General features: G+C 55.5%; 15 protein-coding genes. 11 read left to right on the top strand and 4 right to left on the bottom strand.

What is annotated here, in order from left to right; translation table 11 throughout:
- Positions 1 to 5: 5 nt before the first annotated feature.
- The gene (gene lepB / locus BN4609_RS12465; protein ID WP_068856944.1) at positions 6 to 1,454 is read right to left on the bottom strand and encodes a signal peptidase I; all 1,449 of its coding nucleotides are present in this window, start codon (positions 1,452 to 1,454) and stop codon (positions 6 to 8) included.
- A 56-nt stretch (positions 1,455 to 1,510) separates the two neighbouring features.
- Complete coding sequence (gene dapB, locus BN4609_RS12460; protein ID WP_068856943.1) at positions 1,511 to 2,266, bottom strand: 4-hydroxy-tetrahydrodipicolinate reductase; 756 nt, start codon at positions 2,264 to 2,266, stop codon at positions 1,511 to 1,513.
- A 158-nt stretch (positions 2,267 to 2,424) separates the two neighbouring features.
- On the opposite strand from dapB, the gene BN4609_RS12455 reads away from it, so the two are divergent.
- The 8 genes from BN4609_RS12455 (at position 2,425) to BN4609_RS12420 (ending at position 11,322) form a co-directional block, all read left to right on the top strand.
- Positions 2,425 to 3,585 (top strand): PCMD domain-containing protein, encoded by a 1,161-nt coding sequence (locus tag BN4609_RS12455; protein ID WP_068856942.1) that lies wholly within the window; start codon positions 2,425 to 2,427, stop codon positions 3,583 to 3,585.
- A gap of 14 nt (positions 3,586 to 3,599) precedes the next feature.
- Positions 3,600 to 4,358, top strand: a complete 759-nt coding sequence (locus tag BN4609_RS12450; protein WP_106390605.1) for a porin family protein — start codon at positions 3,600 to 3,602, stop codon at positions 4,356 to 4,358.
- Positions 4,359 to 4,374: 16 nt separating this feature from the next.
- Entirely contained in the window at positions 4,375 to 5,997 is a 1,623-nt protein-coding gene (locus tag BN4609_RS12445; protein WP_068856941.1) for a calycin-like domain-containing protein, read from the top strand.
- A 98-nt stretch (positions 5,998 to 6,095) separates the two neighbouring features.
- A complete protein-coding gene (locus BN4609_RS12440) occupies positions 6,096 to 7,418 on the top strand; it encodes a DUF2851 family protein (protein WP_068856940.1) in 1,323 nt (440 codons plus the stop codon).
- Positions 7,419 to 7,437: 19 nt separating this feature from the next.
- Positions 7,438 to 7,836 (top strand): acyl-CoA thioesterase, encoded by a 399-nt coding sequence (locus BN4609_RS12435; protein WP_068856939.1) that lies wholly within the window; start codon positions 7,438 to 7,440, stop codon positions 7,834 to 7,836.
- 59 nt (positions 7,837 to 7,895) lie between these two features.
- Entirely contained in the window at positions 7,896 to 9,032 is a 1,137-nt protein-coding gene (gene dprA / locus BN4609_RS12430; RefSeq protein ID WP_068856995.1) for a DNA-processing protein DprA, read from the top strand.
- A 10-nt stretch (positions 9,033 to 9,042) separates the two neighbouring features.
- The gene (dusB, locus tag BN4609_RS12425) at positions 9,043 to 10,032 is read left to right on the top strand and encodes a tRNA dihydrouridine synthase DusB (RefSeq protein ID WP_021993718.1); all 990 of its coding nucleotides are present in this window, start codon (positions 9,043 to 9,045) and stop codon (positions 10,030 to 10,032) included.
- Positions 10,033 to 10,128: 96 nt separating this feature from the next.
- Positions 10,129 to 11,322, top strand: a complete 1,194-nt coding sequence (locus BN4609_RS12420) for an esterase (RefSeq protein ID WP_068856938.1) — start codon at positions 10,129 to 10,131, stop codon at positions 11,320 to 11,322.
- 580 nt (positions 11,323 to 11,902) lie between these two features.
- On the opposite strand, the gene BN4609_RS12415 is transcribed toward BN4609_RS12420, so the two are convergent.
- Both BN4609_RS12415 and BN4609_RS12410 read right to left on the bottom strand, forming a co-directional pair.
- Complete coding sequence (locus tag BN4609_RS12415; RefSeq protein WP_021992036.1) at positions 11,903 to 12,337, bottom strand: Fur family transcriptional regulator; 435 nt, start codon at positions 12,335 to 12,337, stop codon at positions 11,903 to 11,905.
- A gap of 81 nt (positions 12,338 to 12,418) precedes the next feature.
- Positions 12,419 to 14,281 (bottom strand): heavy metal translocating P-type ATPase, encoded by a 1,863-nt coding sequence (locus BN4609_RS12410; protein WP_068856937.1) that lies wholly within the window; start codon positions 14,279 to 14,281, stop codon positions 12,419 to 12,421.
- Positions 14,282 to 14,446: 165 nt separating this feature from the next.
- Between BN4609_RS12410 and BN4609_RS12405 the strand changes: the two genes are divergently transcribed.
- From BN4609_RS12405 to BN4609_RS12395, 3 genes are all read left to right on the top strand, one after another.
- Positions 14,447 to 15,718 carry a THUMP-like domain-containing protein gene (locus BN4609_RS12405; RefSeq protein ID WP_068856936.1) on the top strand — a complete coding sequence of 424 codons (1,272 nt, stop codon included), beginning with the start codon at positions 14,447 to 14,449 and terminating at the stop codon, positions 15,716 to 15,718.
- 195 nt (positions 15,719 to 15,913) lie between these two features.
- On the top strand, positions 15,914 to 17,086 hold the full coding sequence (locus BN4609_RS12400; protein WP_068856935.1) for a hypothetical protein: 1,173 nt from the start codon (positions 15,914 to 15,916) through the stop codon (positions 17,084 to 17,086).
- A gap of 17 nt (positions 17,087 to 17,103) precedes the next feature.
- Positions 17,104 to 19,059 (top strand): DNA topoisomerase IV subunit B, encoded by a 1,956-nt coding sequence (locus BN4609_RS12395; protein WP_068856934.1) that lies wholly within the window; start codon positions 17,104 to 17,106, stop codon positions 19,057 to 19,059.
- Positions 19,060 to 19,147 lie beyond the last annotated feature (88 nt).

Raw genomic sequence — 19,147 nt, 5'->3', positions numbered from 1 at the left:
CCACCTTATTTTATATTGTCCACAAAGCGGAACAGACGGTTCCACCGTATGCCTCCGAGACCGTGACGGTCGGGGTCGCTCGACCACCAGATGAATATCGGCTTGCCCACGATGTGGTCTTCAGGAACGAATCCCCAGTAGCGTGAGTCGAGCGAGTTGTGGCGGTTGTCGCCCATCATCCAGTAGTAGTCCATGCCGAACGTGTAGGTCTTGGCGAGCTTTCCGTCGATGTATATGCTGCCGTTGGATATCTTAAGGTCGTGACCCTCATACACACGTATTGGTCTCTCGTATATCGCGATGTTGTCGAGCGTCAGGTTGATGGTGGCTCCTTTCTTCGGTATCCACACCGGACCGTAGTTGTCGCGCGTCCATCCCGTGGCTCCGTTCAGCGGATATATGTCCTCGGTGGTGGCGTCGGTGTTGAGCGTGATGCTCTCTACGATGTCGCGGCGCGACTTCAGTATGCGGGCGGCTCGTGCCGTGAGAGGCAGATAACCGCGCTCGTTGAGACTCATGAGGTCTTCCATCGAGATGCCGAGCTGCTTCATGAGGTCATCCGGTAAGGATGTCTTCAGCTTCACATAATATGTGTACTGCACGTTGTCGGGTTCCTTGTTGGGCTTGCCGTCCACATATACTATGCGGTTCTTTATCTGTATAGTCTGTCCGGGAAGTCCCACACAACGCTTCACATAGTTCTCGCGGCGGTCCACCGGACGCGATGCAACCTCCCCGTAAAGCTGCGGATTCTCCGCGATATAGCGTCTGCCGATGGAGTAGATGTAGTCGAAGAACTTGAGACGTGCCGCTGCGTCGAGGTTCCTGTAGTCCACAGGGTCAGGGTATTGCTCCTGATATATCTGGTGACCGAACGAATATACCATCTGATAGAAGTCCTGCGCCTGCCACTGTTCGGCTGTGCAGAGCGAGTCGCCGGCAGGATAGTTGAACACGACAATGTCGTTGAGCTTCACCTTGCCCAGTCCCGGCGCACGGTCGTAGCCCCACTGCGGCCACTCTATGTACGACTTGCAGTTGAGCACCGGAAGCGTATGCTGGGTGAGAGGCATGGTAAGCGGGGTGTTCGGCTTGCGCGGACCGTAGCTTATCTTGCTCACGAAGAGATAGTCGCCCGTGAGAAGCGATTTCTCGAGAGAGCTTGAAGGGATGACGTAATTCTGAAAGAAGAACAGGTTGATGAAATATACCGCCACGAGAGCAAAGACAAGAGCGTCTACCCATGACATGATGAAGCGCACGGGACGGTCGGCATACCGCCACCACTGCCAGCGTATCTTCTTCGTTATATACACATCAAAGATGAACGGAAGGACCAACAGTCCCCACCAGCTTCCCACCCAATAGAGGAACAGCAGATAAAGAATGGCAACGGCAGTGAACTTTATCCACTGCACCTTCATGTTTATTCTTTCTTTTTCCTTATCAATCATTGCTTCTTATTTGTTTTGATGTTTTGGTATAATTATGGCATCTCCGCACCGCCATATCAGAACTTGAACAGGTCGGCGGTGGTGAGAAGACCTGTGTGGTCTTTGGTGTATTCCGCCGCAAGGACAGCCCCGAGGGCGAACCCTTCACGCGAGTGGGCGTCGTGGGTTATCGTGATGCAGTCGGCAAGACTGTCATATATGACCGAATGTATTCCCGGAACCTCGTCGCGACGGAGGCTTTCTATGGGAAGCAGCGAGGCGTCCACATCGTTCGTGCCGTCCTCAGTGCCGTCGGCGTGGAGCTGCCGTCCCTTCGTCCATCCGCTCTTACGGTCGAGCCGTTCGGTTATTTCCTCGGCAAGAGTGATGGCTGTGCCCGACGGCGCATCGAGCTTATGGACATGATGTGTCTCGCTCATACGCACGTCATATTGCGGGAAACCGTTCATTATCTTCGCCAGATACCTGTTCACGGCAGAGAATATCGCCACTCCGACAGAGAAATTGCTTGCCCAGAAAAGGGTGTGCCCGCCTTCAGTACACAGACGCCGCACGTCGTCGCCATGCTCCTTCATCCATCCCGTGGAGCCGCTCACCACCTTTACGTTGTGCCTGAACGCCCTCAGATAATTGTCGTAGGCGGCGGTGGGATTGGTGAACTCTATCGCCACATCGGCAGAGGCGAACGCCTCACTGTCAAAGTCGGAAAGATTATCAACGTCTATAATGCTTACTATACTGTGGCCACGTGCTTTCGCGATGGACTCTACCATGTGGCCCATCTTGCCGTAACCGATCAATGCTATGTTCATAATAAATAAAAAATTACATTCATGCAAAGTTATTAATTATTTATTATAATCATGCCATTTATTAGGATATATAAGTAAAAAACAGCCATATTTTATAAAAACTTTTGGTCGTAAAGAGTTTTTTTCTTACCTTTACACCGTTTTTTTCAGTTATAATAATGAGAAGGCCATACGTATTATTTATCTCCGTCGTATGCTGCGCAACGCTCTCGTCGTGTTTTAAGGAAGAGCCGCTCAATGCAGAATGCGACATAGAGGAGGCGTACATACATGCAGACAATCCCGAAGAAATGTTTTTCAATGCATCAGACTCTTTGATAAAAGTGCTTTACACGGAGCACGATATAGACTTCAGAGTGAGGAAAGAGACTGACCTTACAGCCATTGCGCCATGCTTCAGGATAACCGAAGGAGCGACGATTGTTCCGGCGAGCGGTTCTGTACAGGACTTCTCAAAAGGTCCGGTAAAGTATAAGGTGACGTCGGAGGACGGACAGTGGAGCCGTGAATACAACGTATCCGTAAACATCCAGACTAAGATTGTGAGCGATACCATATACTATGATTTCGAAAGATACGCCCTCAACTCAAACAACAAATACTACATATGGAGCGATCTGAACCCGGACGGGACTGAAGCCAACAACTGGGCGACAGGCAATCCGGGGTTCGCAATAAGCCGTTCCACCGCCAAGCCGGAGGAATATCCCACCACGCCTGTAGTCGACGGGCTGGACGGTTCGGCAGTAAAGCTGACCACATGCGACACGGGTCCGTTCGGCGCGATAAAGGGCATGCGCATCGCGGCAGGCAATCTTTTCATCGGACGCTTTGACGCCACCTCGGCAATAAAGCCGGGAGGAGCGATGAAAGCCACAATGTTCGGACTGAAATACACCACCGGAAAACCGCCCGTGAAATTCATGGGATACTACAAATACAAGCGTGGCGAAGTGTTCCAGGACAAGAACGGCAAGCCCGTAGAGAACAAACAGGACACCGGAGACATATATGCCGTGCTCTACCGCAATACCGACGACAGCGGCAGTCCGACTGTGCTCTACGGCGACAACGTGCTCACAAGCCCGCAGATTGTGGCGATAGCGCGTGTCGGCAAGGTGGAAGAGACCGACAGATGGACCGAGTTTGAAGTAAGCTTCAACTACAATCAGGAGCCGGACGGGCAACTGCTCGCCAACTACGGCTACAATCTTGCAGTGGTGTTCACCTCAAGCATCGAGGGAGCAAGCTTCGAAGGAGCCATCGGAAGCACCCTTTACATAGACAAGGTAAGAGTTATTTGTGAATCAACAGAATGACAAAAAAGGCAGCAATGAACAATTTCAGACACATTCTGACAACCCTCCTGCTTGTGACAGGCGTTGTCTGTGCCAGAGGTGAAGGCATCTTCGACAACCTCACATACTACGGACGTCTTGGCTACAGCCTCGGCGGGACAGCGCCGATAGGCATGCCGGAAACCATCAGAAGCCTTTCAAAATACACCGTCAAGGCAAACATCATCATCGGTCTCGACGCCTACAAGCCGTTAGGAGGCAAATGGGGGATAATGGGCGGATTCCATATCGAGACGAAAGGTATGGGCACCGATGCCCGCGTAAAGAACTACAGCATGGAGATGCGTCAGGGTAACGAGTCGCTGAAAGGTGTCTTTACCGGTCAGGTGGTGTCCAACGTGGAGGCACGTATGGTCACACTTCCGTTGCAGGCCACCTATGATGTAAGCGGGAAAGTGAGACTGAAGCTCGGTCCGTATTTCTCTTATCTCCTTTCAAACAAGTTCGACGGCTACGCCTACGACGGCTATCTGCGCGTGGGCAATCCCACCGGCGAGAAGGTGGAGATGGGAACCGACAAGGGCTCACGGGGCAATTACGACTTCTCCGACTACATGCGCAAATGGCAGTTTGGCGTTGACGTGGGTGCCGACTGGTACTTCTCGCGCCACTTCGGAGCCTATCTTGACATGTCATGGGGACTGTCCGGAGTGTTCAAACAGAACTTCAAGACAATAGAACAGACCCTTTATCCGATTTACGGAACAATAGGTATAACTTACAAACTAAATTAATTAAAGCATTTAAAGGATGAAAAGATTTTTTACTTCATTATTGGCGACAGCCGCATTTGCCGTCTCTTCCATGGCGACCGACTACAAAGACATGATGACGGTCAGCCTCGACGGCAATCCGACCACGCCGACAGAGACCACCATTTCTGTTGAAAAGACAGACGACAGCGGCTATACGCTCAGTCTGAAGAACTTTGTTCTCTACACGACTTCAGGCGACCAGGTCTTTCCGATGCCTGTCGGGACAATCGTGCTGGAAAACGTCGAGGCTGTGACAAAAGGTGATGTGACCACCCTGAAGACCAGTCAGGATATAGAGATAGCAGAAGGCGACGACCCCACATATGAGGGTTCGTGGATAGGTCCTGGTCTTTCAGCGGACGGAACACTCATTCCCGTGAACATGACAGGAGAGATACGCGGTGACAAGTTCTACACCGTAATCAACATAAACTTTATGGGAATGAACATAGATGTGGTATTCGGAAACGGCGGTTATCAGATAGAGAACTCCGGATTCGAGAACTTCCACACTGCCACTTATGTAGATGGCAAGAACAAATACACAAGCGACGAGCCCAACGCATGGCATTCATTCAACAGCGGAATAGCCACAGGATCATTATCCTTCCTTACAAAATACGCACTTCAGAACGGCAATACGTCTGTATCAGACGATGTCCGTCCCGGCTCGACAGGAACAAAGAGTGTGGCAATAAAATCATCTATCGTAATGGGATTCCAGCCTGCCAACGGTACAATGACAACCGGCAGGCTTCAGGCAGGAAGCACAACTGCCACCGACGCTGCCAACTGTTCATTCCTCGATATGTCCTCAACAGACACTGACGGCAACGGTGACCCCTTCTACACCGTACTGAACGGACGTCCCGACGCGCTGTCAGTATGGGTGAAATACAAGCAAGGTCAGGTGAACGAACAATATCCTTACGCCACTGTAAGTGCCGTAATCACAGACGGAACACGCTATCAGGATCCTGAGGATAAAGCCTATACCAACGTGGTGGCAAAGGCACAGGACAAAACAATTGAGAGCAAAGGATTCGAGTGGCAGAATCTTGTCATACCGTTCGACTATACCTCTTACGCCTCCAACGATGCTCAGGCAAAAGCCCTTCTTGTGACAATCTCTACAAACGCGCAGCCGGGTGTGGGAAGCAATGATGCCGAAAATCCGGACATGATTATTGTTGATGACATATCACTCGTATACAACTCCCACCTCGCATCGCTGAAAGTGAAGGGCACAGAGGTTGAAGGCTTCGACAAGAACGTGCTCAGCTACGACCTCAAAGGCGAAGGCGCGATAAGCGTTGACGACATCGAGGCTGTATCAGACGGACAGGGCGCATACGTCACAAAGGCTTTGGAGGGCACAGACAAAGGCGTGAAGGTAACAATAACAGTGACATCGAACGACCTCAAGACAACAAACGTATATACCCTCAACATCGAAGGCGCGACCACAACAGGCATCAACAAGGTAGAGACAACGACAGGCAAAGGCACCGCCGCCATCTACAACGTGAACGGACAGCGCGTGGACAACATGTCGCAGAAAGGTCTTTACATCATCCGTCAGGCTGATGGCAAGACCGTAAAAGTGTTGAAGAAATAAGCAAAGACAACATATTCATAAAGAAAAAAATCCCGGACTGTCCGCAGTTCGGGATTTTTTGTGTAGCTTTGTAACATTCCTTTTAGTCCTTGCTATATATGGAACAGCTTCTCCACTACATATGGAAACACAAGATTTTCCCGCTTAGAAGACTCGAGACAACCGACGGTCTCAGCGTTGAAGTAATCGACCCGGGGCTCCACAACGACGATGCCGGTCCCGACTTCTTCAATGCCAAGGTGAGGATTGGCGGCACCATGTGGGTGGGAAACATCGAGATACACGACCGCTCGTCCGACTGGTACACCCACGGACACCACCGCGACAGCCGCTACGACAACGTGATACTCCACATAGCGGCTACCGTCGACTCTGAAGTAAGGACATCCAACGGCAACACACTTCCGCAGATGCGGCTCGAAGTGCCCCCGGGCGTGTCGTCAAACTACGAGCGTCTGCTGCACGAAGACAGGTATCCGCCCTGCCACAAGCTCATTCCCGACCTGCCGTCCATATCGGTACACTCATGGATGAGCGCGCTCCAGACCGAGCGTCTCGAACAGAAGACAGAGGCGATATACGCACGTGTGGCTCGCTGCGACGGCTCGTGGGAAGACGCCTTCTTCGTGACGCTGGCGCGCAACTACGGTTTCGGCACCAACAGCGAGGCATTCGAGACATGGGCTCTCAACATGCCCATGACACACATAGCCCGTCACCGCGACGACATATTCCAGACAGAAGCCCTCTTTCTCGGTCAGGCAGGACTGCTTTCTGCCGACTCCATGCCCGAGCGGCAGCGTGAGGCGGCTCTCTCCGACGGCTATTTCGTGCGTCTGAGCGGCGAATACCGGTATCTCGCACACAAGTTCTCGCTCACTCCTACAGACTTCCGCCTGTGGAAATTCCTCCGCCTCCGGCCGCAGAACTTCCCTCACATACGCATCGCGCAGCTCGCATCGCTCTACCATTCGCGCCGCACCAGCCTGAGCATGATTGCCGAATGCCCCACCCTCGACGGTGCCCGCCGCATGCTCACGGCATCAGTAACGCCATACTGGCGCACCCACTACACCTTCGGACATGAAAGCCGCGAGAGCGCGAAAACCCTTTCCCGACAGTCTGTCGACCTGCTCATCATCAACACCGTCGTACCCATGCTCTTCGCCTACGGACGCCATCTGTCGTCTGAAGAGATGTGCTGGCGCGCCACAGACTTTCTCGAACAGCTCGCGCCCGAGCGCAACAACATCGTGCGCATGTGGGAGGATTGCGGACTGGAGGTGCAGAACGCAGGCGACACGCAGGCTCTCATACAGCTGAAGAAAAACTACTGCGACCGCAAGGACTGTCTGCGGTGCCGGTTCGGATATGAGTATCTGAGCCGCCGGGAGGCGCCTGCCGCCAAAGTAACTGACTGAAAACAAAACAACGATAAGGATGAAATACATATTTGAAACAGAGATGGAGGTACGCGACTATGAGTGCGACATCCAGGGCATAGTGAACAACGCGAACTACCTGCACTACACCGAGCACACGCGACACCTGTTTCTCTCCTCACTCGGAGTGAGTTTCTCGAAGCTCCACGAGCAGGGCACAGACGCCGTGGTGGCACGCATGAACCTGCAATACAAGACTCCGCTGAGATGCGACGACGTATTTGTCTCGCGCCTCGCCCTGCGCAAGGAGGGACTGCGCTACATCTTCAGCCAGGACATATTCCGCAAAAGCGACGGACGCCTGTGCTTCCGCGCCACGGTGGAACTGGTGTGCCTCATCAACGGACGACTCGGAAACAGCGACGACTACGACCGCGCATTCGCTCCGTACATATGACACCCGACATGCCTTACGACGACCCACACGACGACGGAGGCACCAATACCGACAGCATCATGCCGACAGACAACCAACAGGAGATAATAAACACCATCGCGCTGACGCGCATAAACTACTTCAGCCTCAACGGAATGCTCGAGCTGTACAGGCGGCTCGGCTCGGCGACGGCTGTCATGGAGCACCGCAACGACATACGCGACATAGTGCCCGAAGCGTCGCCCAGGCTCGCCGACGCGCTGAAAGACATGAGCGGACCGCTGCGTATAGCCGAGGCGGAGCTGAGGTATGACGAGGAGCACGGCATCACTCCGCTCACGATGAACGACACGCGCTACCCCTCACGGCTGCGCGAATGCGGCGACGCTCCGCTCATGCTGTTCTACAAGGGCAACGCCGACCTCAACCGCACACGTGTGCTCAGCATCGTGGGCACGCGCCACTGCACCGCCTACGGGCAAGATCTCATACGCCGCTTCTGCGACGACCTGAGGCAGATATGCCCCGACGTGCTCATCATAAGCGGTCTTGCCTACGGCGTGGACATATGCGCCCACCGCAACGCACTGCGCACCGGATTCGACACGGCAGCCGTTCTCGCCCACGGACTCGACACCGTCTATCCGTCGAGCCACAGGGAGACGGCATGCGAGATGACCTCACACGGCGGGCTCATCACCGAGTTTCTCACACAAACCAACGCCGACAAGGTGAACTTCGTGCGCCGCAACCGCATCGTGGCGGGCATGGCAGACGCCACCCTTCTCGTAGAGAGCGCGGAGCGAGGAGGCGGACTCATCACCACAAGCATTGCCCAGAGCTACGGCAGGGAAGTGTTCGCCTTCCCCGGAGCGGTGGGCATGGCATACAGCGAAGGGTGCAACAGACTCATACGCGACAACGGAGCCGCGCTCATAACCTGCGCCGCCGACCTTGCCGCATCCATGGCATGGGACAGCGACCAAGCCCTGCTCCACGCCAGACAGCAGGGCATCGAGAGGCAGCTCTTCCCCGAGCTCACCGGCGACGAGCGGCTCATCGTCGCCACACTGGCAAAGACCAACGACATGCAGACCAACATGCTCGCCGCACGCTCGGGCATCCCCGTGCAGCGCATGTCAGCCCTCCTCTTCTCGTTAGAGATGAAAGGAGTGGTGAAAATGTACGCCGGCGGCATCTATCATCTACTTCAATAACATCAAGACAATGAAAATCGGAAACATAGAATTCGGAGAAAGACCTCTCTTTCTCGCCCCGATGGAAGACGTGACAGACATCGGCTTCCGTCAGCTTTGCAAGCGTTTCGGAGCCTCAATGGTGTATACCGAGTTTGTAAGTGCCGAAGCTCTCGTGCGCTCCATCAAATCGACGGTAAGCAAACTCGACATAAGCGACAGTGAACGACCCGTAGGCATACAGATATACGGGCGCGACACAGACGCCATGGTGGAGGCTGCGAGGATAGTGGAACAGGCGCGTCCCGACGTCATAGACCTCAACTTCGGCTGCCCCGTAAAGAAAGTGGCAGGCAAGGGAGCGGGCGCGGGCATGCTGCAGAACATACCGCTGATGCTCGACATCACACGTCAGGTGGTGCGCGCGGTGCGGACGCCCGTCACAGTGAAGACACGCCTGGGATGGGACAGCGGCAGCCTCATCATCACGACTCTCGCCGAACAGCTGCAAGACTGCGGCATACAGGCTCTCACCATCCACGGACGCACACGCGCGCAGATGTACACCGGCAACGCCGACTGGACGCTCATAGGCGAGGTGAAGCGCAATCCGCGCATACACATACCCATAATTGGCAACGGCGACATCACGTCGCCCGAAGACGCTGAGAGGGCTTTCAACGACTACGGTGTGGACGCCGTGATGGTGGGACGCGCCACATTCGGACGCCCGTGGATATTCAAGGAGATGCGCGACCGCCTCGACGGACGTCCGCAAGACCTCTCGCTCACACTCGACCGCAAGATTGACATCCTCGAGGAACAGCTCCGCATCAACGTGGAACGCATCGACGAATACCGGGGCATACTCCATACGCGAAGGCATCTTGCCGCGACTCCCGTATTCAAGGGCATACCCGACTTCCGCCAGACGCGCATAGCCATGCTGCGAGCCACCACCACCGACGAGCTCACCGCCATCCTCGAGGACTGCCGCCACAGGCTCGCCGGACTGAAATGACGGCTATAAACGGCACGCGACATGACGGCAATCAATTCCGGAAATCCGTCCGACAGCAATCACTTATACCAATAACATAACTAAAACAGCACAGACATGAAACGTTTGACAATCTTTCTGGCAGGGATGGCACTCAGCGTGGCATCCATGGCACAGCAGGCTCTGTGGGACAAGGCATCCGCCGTATCGCCGGTGGAGAATCCCGACGGGAGCGTGACATTCAACCTCTTCGCGCCCGAAGCGAAGAAAGTGGAGGTGACGGGCGACTTCAACCAGACAAGCCCGGTGACGCTGCCCATGACGAAGAACGACAAGGGCATGTGGACTGCCACCACCTCACAGCTCGCTCCGGAGCTTTACTCATACAGCTTCAATGTGGACGGCATGCGCGTCACCGACCCGTCCAACGCCTACATGAACCGCGACATAACCACCTACTCCAGCCTTTTCATCATATCGAAGGAGAAAGGCGACCGCGGCTCTCTCTACAGCGTGAACGACGTGCCGCACGGAACGGTGGCTAAGGTGTGGTATGACAGTCCGACACTGGGCATGAAACGACGCCTCACGGTATACACTCCGGCGGGATACAGCACAGAGAAGCAATATCCCGTGATGTATCTCATGCACGGCATGGGAGGCGACGAGAACGCATGGAGCGAGCTGGGACGAGCCGCACAGATACTCGACAACCTCATCGCCTCGGGCAAAGCCACGCCGATGATTGTGGTGATGCCCAACGGCAACACCAACTGCAGCGCGGCTCCGGGAGAATGGTCGGCGGGCATGTACATCCCCGGTCACTACACCATAAAGACGAAGGCGAAGGCGTCGATGGAGGAAAGCTTCATGGACATCGTAAGCTTCACCGACTCCAACTACAGCACCATAAAGAGGCGCGAGGGACGAGCCGTGTGCGGACTGTCAATGGGCGGCGGCCACACTTTCGGCATCTCGATGCTCTATCCCGACACGTTCGACTATTACGGACTGTTCTCCGCCGCACCGTGGATAAAGGGCAACCGCGACCTCAAAGACTTCGCCGCAAGGCTGAGAGCCGACAAGGAGACGTGCGGAAGGCTTCAGAAGCTCTTCGACTCCCACCCAAAGCTCTACTGGATAGCCATAGGCAAGGACGACTTCCTGTACGGACCGAACAAGGACCTGCGCCAGTACTTCGACGAGAAAGGATACAAATACGAATACTACGAGAACGACGGAGGACATATCTGGCGCAACTGGAGAATATATCTGAGCATGTACGCGCAGATGATATTCAAGGACATGTAGCTGCCCTACCGCGTGTCCGCACGCGAACAAAGGGCACATGCCGGCATATGAAAGCATCTCACGCCGGAGACATGCCGCCATGCATAATTATGCGATAATGCACATCGGAGCCGCATATTTATCCATCCACAACTCCGCGAGAGTGCCGTCGCGGCAGGAAAAAGCGCGGGATGCTCCGTATGCACCATTCTCAGACACTTGCGGCAAGTCCTTGTCAGCCAGTGCATTGCGCGCATCAGCCGTTCAGAACGTGTTTTTCCGGATTGCGGAAAAGGCTCTTCCGACTTGCCGAAGAGGCTTTCCTGTGTCACGGCAAAGGCTGTTCCGGCGTTCTGAAAAGGCTTTGCGGCTGAGCGGAACGGGCTTTTCCGCATCATGAAGACACTGGAAAGGCATGTCCGGACAGCCTCTACAGCCGTCCGGACATGCCCCCGCCGTGGCGGAAGAGCCTTTTCCGCGCTCCTCCGTTTTCTATTTCACGAAAAACTTCTGTCAATATTTTTTACTTTCACGAATGCATAATCATGCATTCCCGCCGTCTCCGCCCATGCCCCGTCAGCGCGCGGCGACGCCTCAGCCGTCAGTCTCTCCGCTCTCCGGCGGCACACTCCGGACACAGCCCTTTGAGCACATAGTTGATGCTCGAAAGCGTGAATCCGGGCGGAAGGTCTACCACCGGCACCGCTATCTGCTTCAGACAGAACGTGCGCTGGCACGATGTGCAGTAGAAATGGGTGTGCTCGTCCTCCACCGAACAGTCGCAGTCGTCGGCGCAGACGGCGTATTTGAGCGAGCCCGAGCCGTCGTCTATGACATGCACGAGGCGGTTGAGCAGAAACAGCGACAGCGTGCGCGATATGGTGGACTTGTCCACCGTGGGCAGATAACGCTCGAGGTCGGGCAGCGACACAGCCTCATCACCGCGCATCATCTCGCGCAGAATGAGCAGCCGTGTAGCCGTAGGGCGTATGTCGCGGTGCTTCAGTTTGTCAAGAAAGAATTGTTCGTCAGTCATTGTCTTTGTTATAACCATACGGAATATCCGTACACTTCATGCCGCGAAGATAGGCAAATAAACGCACATTTCAAAATGTTTTCACTCCTTATGGCGGTTCGGGAGCGAAAAAACGCGCATCGAGTTGAGCACCGCAAGCAACGCCACGCCTGTGTCGGCGAACACCGCCATCCATATGTTGGCTGCTCCCAGGACGCCCAGCACCATCACAAGCACCTTGAAACCCACGGCAAACACGATGTTCTGCTTCACTATGCGGCGCGTGCGTCGTGCCACGGCTATCGCCTCGCCCGTCTTCACAAGCCGTCCGGAGTGTATCACTATGTCTGCCGTCTCCACAGCCATGTCCGCGCTGCCGTCACCGAAGGCTATGCCCACATCGCTCGCAGCGAGCACCGGAGCGTCGTTTATGCCGTCGCCCACGAACGCCACCCGGTGTCCCTCACGCCTGAGCGACTCTATGTATTCAGCCTTTCCGCCCGGCAGGAGGTCGCCTATGCCGAGCGCGGCACCCGTCGCCGCCACCGCCGCGTCGACAATAGGCTGGCGGTCGCCCGACAATATCACCGTGCGCAAGCCCGTACCTTGCACAGCCTGACGGGCGTCGTCGCGCAGCACGTCGCCGAGGACGATGCGCCCCTTGTATGCTCCTCCGGCGGCTACGCAGACCACAGTGCCGTCCTCGCCGCCCTCCATCTGAGGCACGCTTATGCCGTGGCGTTCGAGCAGACGCGGCGACCCGGCAAGCCATCCGCCCGCCTCCAGACCGTAGCCCGGCACTGTGGTGACATCGGGCACCGCGTCAGGAGCCGCCAGACGGGCTCCATACTCCACTATGGCACGCGCCACCGGATGAACGGACGTGCGCTCCATCGCAGCCACCATGGCAATGTCGTCGTCGGAGAGTCCCTCCACACGGAGCACCTCGAAGCGTCCGCAGGTGAGTGTTCCGGTCTTGTCGAACGCCAAGGTGTCAACATCCGCCACGGCGTCTATGCTTCCGCCTCCTTTGAACAGTATGCCCCGGCGCGACGCCGCTCCTATTCCGGCGAAATAGCCGAGAGGCACGCTTATGACAAGAGCGCACGGACAGGAGATGACAAGGAAGATGAGCGCGCGCCTGAACCACAGCGCGAAGTCGAACGCACCGGCAAGCCCGGCGAGGCTGCAGAGCCACGGCACGAGCACCACGAGCACCGCCAGCGAGAACACCACGGGCGTATAGACACGTGCGAAGCGGCGTATGAACAGTTCGGTGGGAGCCTTGCGCGCCGACGCCTCCTCCACAAGGCGCAGTATGCGGGCAACAGCCGAATCGCCCGCGGGACGTGTCACGCGCAGCCTTACCACGTTTCCTGCGGCTATCATTCCGGCAGACACCTCGCCGCCGGTGGCTATCATGCGTGGCAGCGACTCACCTGTGAGCACGGAGGTGTCGAACGGTGAACCGGCTGTGAGCAGCTCACCGTCGAGCGGCACGCGCTCTCCCGGCCTCACCTCTATCACCTCTCCCGTTGCCACCTGCTCGGGAGAGCATTCCACAATGGTGCCGTCTCTCACCACCGAAGCGCGGTCGGGACGCAACGCCACCATACTGCTGATGTTGCGGCGCACACGCTCCACGGCGCGCTCCTGGAGCATCTCGCCCGTCTGATAGAGCAGCATCACAGCCACAGCCTCTGGATACTCGCCTATGGCAAAGGCTCCGAGGGAGGCAAGGGTCATGAGCATATACTCGTTGAACACGTCGCCGCGCAATGCATGTCCGGCAGCCTCGCGCGCCACTCCCCACCCCACAGGCAGGAAAGCCACGACATACCACAGCAGCGGAGGAATAATCTCAGTCCATTCCATACCAGTGCCGAAGGCTAAAAGTCCTACGGCGAGCATGACAGCCGACACAGCTATCGGCGCTATATTATTCTTTTCATGATGTTCACACATATCCTGATGTTTTGTTTTAACAACGGCAAAATTAGTCCAAAAGCCGTGCAACCCGGTTGCAAACAGCCTTTTACACACGCAGGGAGACAAATAAATGACACGCGCTGCGGTGTTTTCTGACAATAAAACATTATCTTTGTAAAGCCAGACATCACCCTACATCAAATGACAAAGACAACAGACACGGCTGCATTCATAGCCGCCCATATCGACGAGGACGTGCGGCGTCTCGCACTGAAATATCAGGGCACGGAAGGCGTGGACCTGAAGTTCGCGCTCCAGCAGATAGCCGGACGGCAGACGGCACGGCGCAAACTGCCGTCGTGGGCGGCGACGGAGGGACTGACTTATCCTCCGCATCTGTCGATGGAACAGTGCTCGTCTGAACAGACGGCACGCTACAAGGCATCAGTGGCACGCCGCATAGCGGAGCAGGCTGTGGCGGAGAACGGCGGCGGGACGGTGCTCACCGACCTCACGGGAGGTCTGGGAGTGGACTTCTCGTTCATGGCGAGGGAGTTCGGAAGGGCTGTCTACGTGGAGCGCGACGCACGCCTTTGCGACATAGCCGGGGACAACTTCAGAAGGCTCGGGCTCGACAACGCCTGCACGGTGTGCGCCGACTGCACCGACTACCTGCCCGGTTCGGGACGGGTGACGCTCTTCTACGCCGACCCGGCACGGCGCGACAGCAACGGCGCGCGCACCTACGCCATAAGCGACTGCACGCCCGACATAGTGCGGATGATGCCGGTGATGCTCGGGAAAGCGGAGGCGGTGATGGTGAAGCTCTCCCCTATGCTCGACATATCGCAGACCATACGCGAGGTGGAACAGGGCGGAGAGGCGCGCGTGAGCGAGGTGCACATAGTGTCGGCAGGCAACGAGTGCAAGGAGATGCTTGTGGTGATAAGGCGCGGCGGAAGCGGAGGCAGAAGGATTTTCTGCGTGAACGGCGACAGCGTGTTCGGCTATGACGACGGCGAGACAGCGGAACCGCCTGCAACGGGCGAGGCTTCCCGATGCGCGGCTCTTCTGGCGGAGGCTGCGGCGGGAGGCAGTGTGGCGGACGCGCTGAGGGGGCTGTGGCTGCACGTTCCCGACGCATCGGTGATGAAAGCCGGATGTTTCGGTCTGCTTGCGGCAAGGCAGGACGTGGCTGCGCTCGGCAAGAACTCGCACATGTTCGTGTCAGGCAGGGCGTCGGACGGCTTTCCCGGCAGGACATTCCGCATAAAGGACGCCGCCACAATGAACCGCAAGGAAATCAGGCGCGCGCTCGGCGGCACGGAAAAGGCAAACGTGGCGGTGCGCAACTTCCCGCTGACGGCTGACGCGCTAAGGAAACGTCTGAGGCTGAAGGACGGCGGCGACACATACATTTTCGGCACGACAGTGGCTGGGGAGCACCTGCTGCTGATATGCGGGAAACCCTGACTGCAAGGCTGCGCGCACGCACCTCCGGAGCGCGGGGAAACAGGCTGCATGGCAAAAGCGCGCACACCGCGCCGTCATCTTGAAAATAATCATAAATAAACGGCATATTTTTTGCGATTAGCATGATTTTCAGTACTTTTGCATTTTACTGCATAGGTATATGCAGGGACTCAGTATAACATAAAAAAAGAAACAATGTCATCCATAGAAATAAAGAAAGTGGAATCGAGGTATGACCTTAAAAAGTTCATTGAGTTTCACTATGACCTTTATGAGGGAAATCCCTACGATGTGCCAAACCTGTACAGCGATGATGTCAACACACTGAGAAAGGACAAGAACGCGGCGTTCGACTTCTGCGAGGCTGAATACTACATGGCATTCAAAGACGGCAGGATGGTGGGCCGCGTGGCTGCGATAATAAACCACCGGGCAAACGAGAAATGGAAGCAGAAGCGCGTTAGGTTCGGATGGATTGACTTCATCGACGACCTGGAGGTGTCAGGCGCGCTGCTCAAAGCGGTGGAGGACTACGGCAGGAAGAAGGGCATGACGGAGGTGGTGGGACCGCTCGGATTCACCGACCTCGACCCAGAGGGCATGCTCACATGGGGTTTCGACCAGCTCGGAACGATGCCTACCATCTACAACTACGAATATTATCCGCAACACATGGAGGCTCTCGGAGGATTCGAGGTGGACAACAAATATGTGGAATACAAACTGTATGTGCCCGACACCGTGCCTGAGAAATATGTCAAGATAGCGCAGATGATAGAGAAAAGATATAATCTGCACATCAAGAAACTGACCCGCGCGGACATCTTCAAGAAAGGATACGGACGGAAGATATTCCGGCTTATAAACGAGACTTACAAAGACCTGTACGGCTTCTCCGAACTCACGGAGAGACAGATAGACCAGTATGTGGAGATGTATCTGCCACTCGCCGACCTCAGCCTCATCACTTTAGTGGAGGACTGGAACGCCGGAAAGAAGCTCGTGGGCGTGGGAATAACCATCCCCTCACTCTCGAAAGCCCTGCAGCAATGCAAGCGCGGACGCATGCTGCCTATGGGATGGTGGCATCTGCTGAGAGCCGTGAAATATCACAAGACCAACATCGTGGACCTGCTGCTCATGGGTGTGCTGCCCGAATACCGCAGCAAGGGAGCCAACGCGCTCATGTTCGCCGACCTCATACCGAGATATCAGGAATACGGATTCGAATGGGGTGAGAGCCAGGTGGAGATGGAAACCAACGGAGGTGTGCAGAGCCAGTGGGACGCGCTGAACCCCGTGATGCACAAAAGAAGAAAATGCTACGTGAAGAGAATTTCCCCGCAGGAGGAGGAAAGCTCATTGTAAACGACTAAAACATAAACATGCCAGATACAAACGAAAACGAAATAATACAGACAGTAGAATATACGGACGACAACATACGGCACCTCTCCGACATGGAGCACGTGCGCACCAGACCGGGAATGTACATCGGCAGACTGGGCGACGGCTCGCTGCCGGAAGACGGAATATACGTCCTGCTCAAGGAAGTGATAGACAACTCGATTGACGAATTCAAGATGAACGCCGGCAAACGCATCGAGGTGGACATCGAGGACAACCTCAGGGTGAGCGTGCGCGACTACGGACGGGGTATACCGCAGGGAAAGCTCGTGGAGGCGGTGAGCGTGCTCAACACGGGAGGAAAGTACGACTCGAAGGCGTTCAAGAAAAGTGTCGGACTGAACGGCGTGGGAGTGAAGGCGGTGAACGCGCTGAGCTCGCGCTTCGAGGTGCGCTCCTACAGGGAGGGAAAGGTGAGGAGGCTCACGTTCGAACGGGGCAACCTCATTGACGACATAACCGAGGACAGCAGCGACGAGCAGGGAACATACATCTTCTTCGAGCCGGACAGCACGCTGTTTACCAACTATTCGTTCCACGACGACTATGTGGAGACGATGCTGCGCAACTACACTTACCTGAACTCCGGGCTCATCATAATGCACAACGGGCACAGGATAACGAGCCGGAACGGACTTCAGGACCTGCTCAACGACACAATGACAACCGACGGGCTCTACCCTATCATACACATGAAGGGCGAGGACATCGAGATAGCTTTCACACACACGAACCAGTACGGAGAGGAATATCACTCCTTCGTGAACGGACAGCACACCACGCAAGGGGGCACTCACCAGAGCGCTTTCAAGGAACACATAGCGCGGACGATAAAGGAATACTTCGGCAAGAACTATGAATACGGCGACATACGCAACGGTCTGGTGGCGGCGATAGCCATCAACGTGGAGGAGCCGATGTTTGAAAGCCAGACCAAGATAAAGCTCGGCTCGCTCACAATGGAGCCGGGAGGCGGAGTGAGCATCAACAAGTATGTGGGCGACTTCATAAAAACCGAAGTGGACAACTACCTGCACATACACACCGACGTGGCTGAGGTGATGCAGCAGAAGATACAGGAGAGCGAGAAGGAGCGCAAGGCTATGGCTGGCGTAACGAAGCTCGCACGGGAGAGAGCGAAGAAAGCCAACCTGCACAACCGCAAGCTGCGCGACTGCCGCATACATCTTTCCGACTCGAAAAACGACAGGAAGGAGGAAAGCTCTATATTCATCACAGAGGGCGACTCGGCAAGCGGAAGCATAACGAAAAGCCGCGACGTGAACACGCAGGCGGTGTTCTCGCTGAGAGGAAAGCCGCTCAACTCGTTCGGACTGACGAAGAAAATAGTGTACGAAAACGAGGAGTTCAACCTTCTGCAAGCCGCGCTCGACATAGAGGACGGGCTCGACACGCTTAGATACAACAAGGTGATTGTAGCCACCGATGCCGATGTGGACGGCATGCACATACGGCTGCTGATAATAACATTCTTCCTGCAGTTCTTCCCGGAACTGATAAAGAAGGGGCATGTGTATGTATTGCAGACTCCGCTTTTCAGAGTGAGGAACAAGCGGTCGAGGATAAAGGACAAGTCGGTGGTGGCTGACGCCGACAGGAAACTGTCGAAGACGGAAAAGAAAAAGGACTTCGTGGTGCGCTATTGCTACAGCGACGAGGAAAGGCTGAAGGCGATACGCGAGCTCGGACCCGACCCGGAAATAACGCGGTTCAAAGGTCTTGGAGAGATTTCACCGGAGGAGTTCGCACATTTCATAGGTCCGGAGATGAGACTGGAGCAGGTGACCCTGCACAAGACAGACCAGGTGCAGAAACTTCTGGAATACTACATGGGAAAGAACACCATGGAACGCCAGAACTTCATAATAGACAATCTTGTAGTAGAGGAAGACCTGCCTGAAGACCGGATGTGAGGCGATGTGCGGCTGATTGAATATCAGACGGAGTGTGAGTACACCATCGTATAACATTAAACCGACATTACAAACATCATGAACATCA

This window comes from Leyella lascolaii, from assembly GCF_900079775.1.
Classification (GTDB): Bacteria; Bacteroidota; Bacteroidia; order Bacteroidales; family Bacteroidaceae; genus Prevotella; species Prevotella lascolaii.
Note: the sequence above shows the minus strand (reverse complement) of the source record. Positions and strands in the feature narration are given on the sequence as shown.

Excerpts from the sequence above, each read along its gene's own strand:
- lepB (WP_068856944.1), bottom strand. The coding sequence starts at position 1,454 with ATGATTGATAAGGAAAAAGAAAGAATAAACATGAAGGTGCAGTGGATA.
- dapB (WP_068856943.1), bottom strand. The coding sequence starts at position 2,266 with ATGAACATAGCATTGATCGGTTACGGCAAGATGGGCCACATGGTAGAG.
- BN4609_RS12455 (WP_068856942.1), top strand. The coding sequence starts at position 2,425 with ATGAGAAGGCCATACGTATTATTTATCTCCGTCGTATGCTGCGCAACG.
- BN4609_RS12450 (WP_106390605.1), top strand. The coding sequence starts at position 3,600 with ATGAACAATTTCAGACACATTCTGACAACCCTCCTGCTTGTGACAGGC.
- BN4609_RS12445 (WP_068856941.1), top strand. The coding sequence starts at position 4,375 with ATGAAAAGATTTTTTACTTCATTATTGGCGACAGCCGCATTTGCCGTC.
- BN4609_RS12440 (WP_068856940.1), top strand. The coding sequence starts at position 6,096 with ATGGAACAGCTTCTCCACTACATATGGAAACACAAGATTTTCCCGCTT.
- BN4609_RS12435 (WP_068856939.1), top strand. The coding sequence starts at position 7,438 with ATGAAATACATATTTGAAACAGAGATGGAGGTACGCGACTATGAGTGC.
- dprA (WP_068856995.1), top strand. The coding sequence starts at position 7,896 with ATGCCGACAGACAACCAACAGGAGATAATAAACACCATCGCGCTGACG.
- dusB (WP_021993718.1), top strand. The coding sequence starts at position 9,043 with ATGAAAATCGGAAACATAGAATTCGGAGAAAGACCTCTCTTTCTCGCC.
- BN4609_RS12420 (WP_068856938.1), top strand. The coding sequence starts at position 10,129 with ATGAAACGTTTGACAATCTTTCTGGCAGGGATGGCACTCAGCGTGGCA.
- BN4609_RS12415 (WP_021992036.1), bottom strand. The coding sequence starts at position 12,337 with ATGACTGACGAACAATTCTTTCTTGACAAACTGAAGCACCGCGACATA.
- BN4609_RS12410 (WP_068856937.1), bottom strand. The coding sequence starts at position 14,281 with ATGTGTGAACATCATGAAAAGAATAATATAGCGCCGATAGCTGTGTCG.
- BN4609_RS12405 (WP_068856936.1), top strand. The coding sequence starts at position 14,447 with ATGACAAAGACAACAGACACGGCTGCATTCATAGCCGCCCATATCGAC.
- BN4609_RS12400 (WP_068856935.1), top strand. The coding sequence starts at position 15,914 with ATGTCATCCATAGAAATAAAGAAAGTGGAATCGAGGTATGACCTTAAA.
- BN4609_RS12395 (WP_068856934.1), top strand. The coding sequence starts at position 17,104 with ATGCCAGATACAAACGAAAACGAAATAATACAGACAGTAGAATATACG.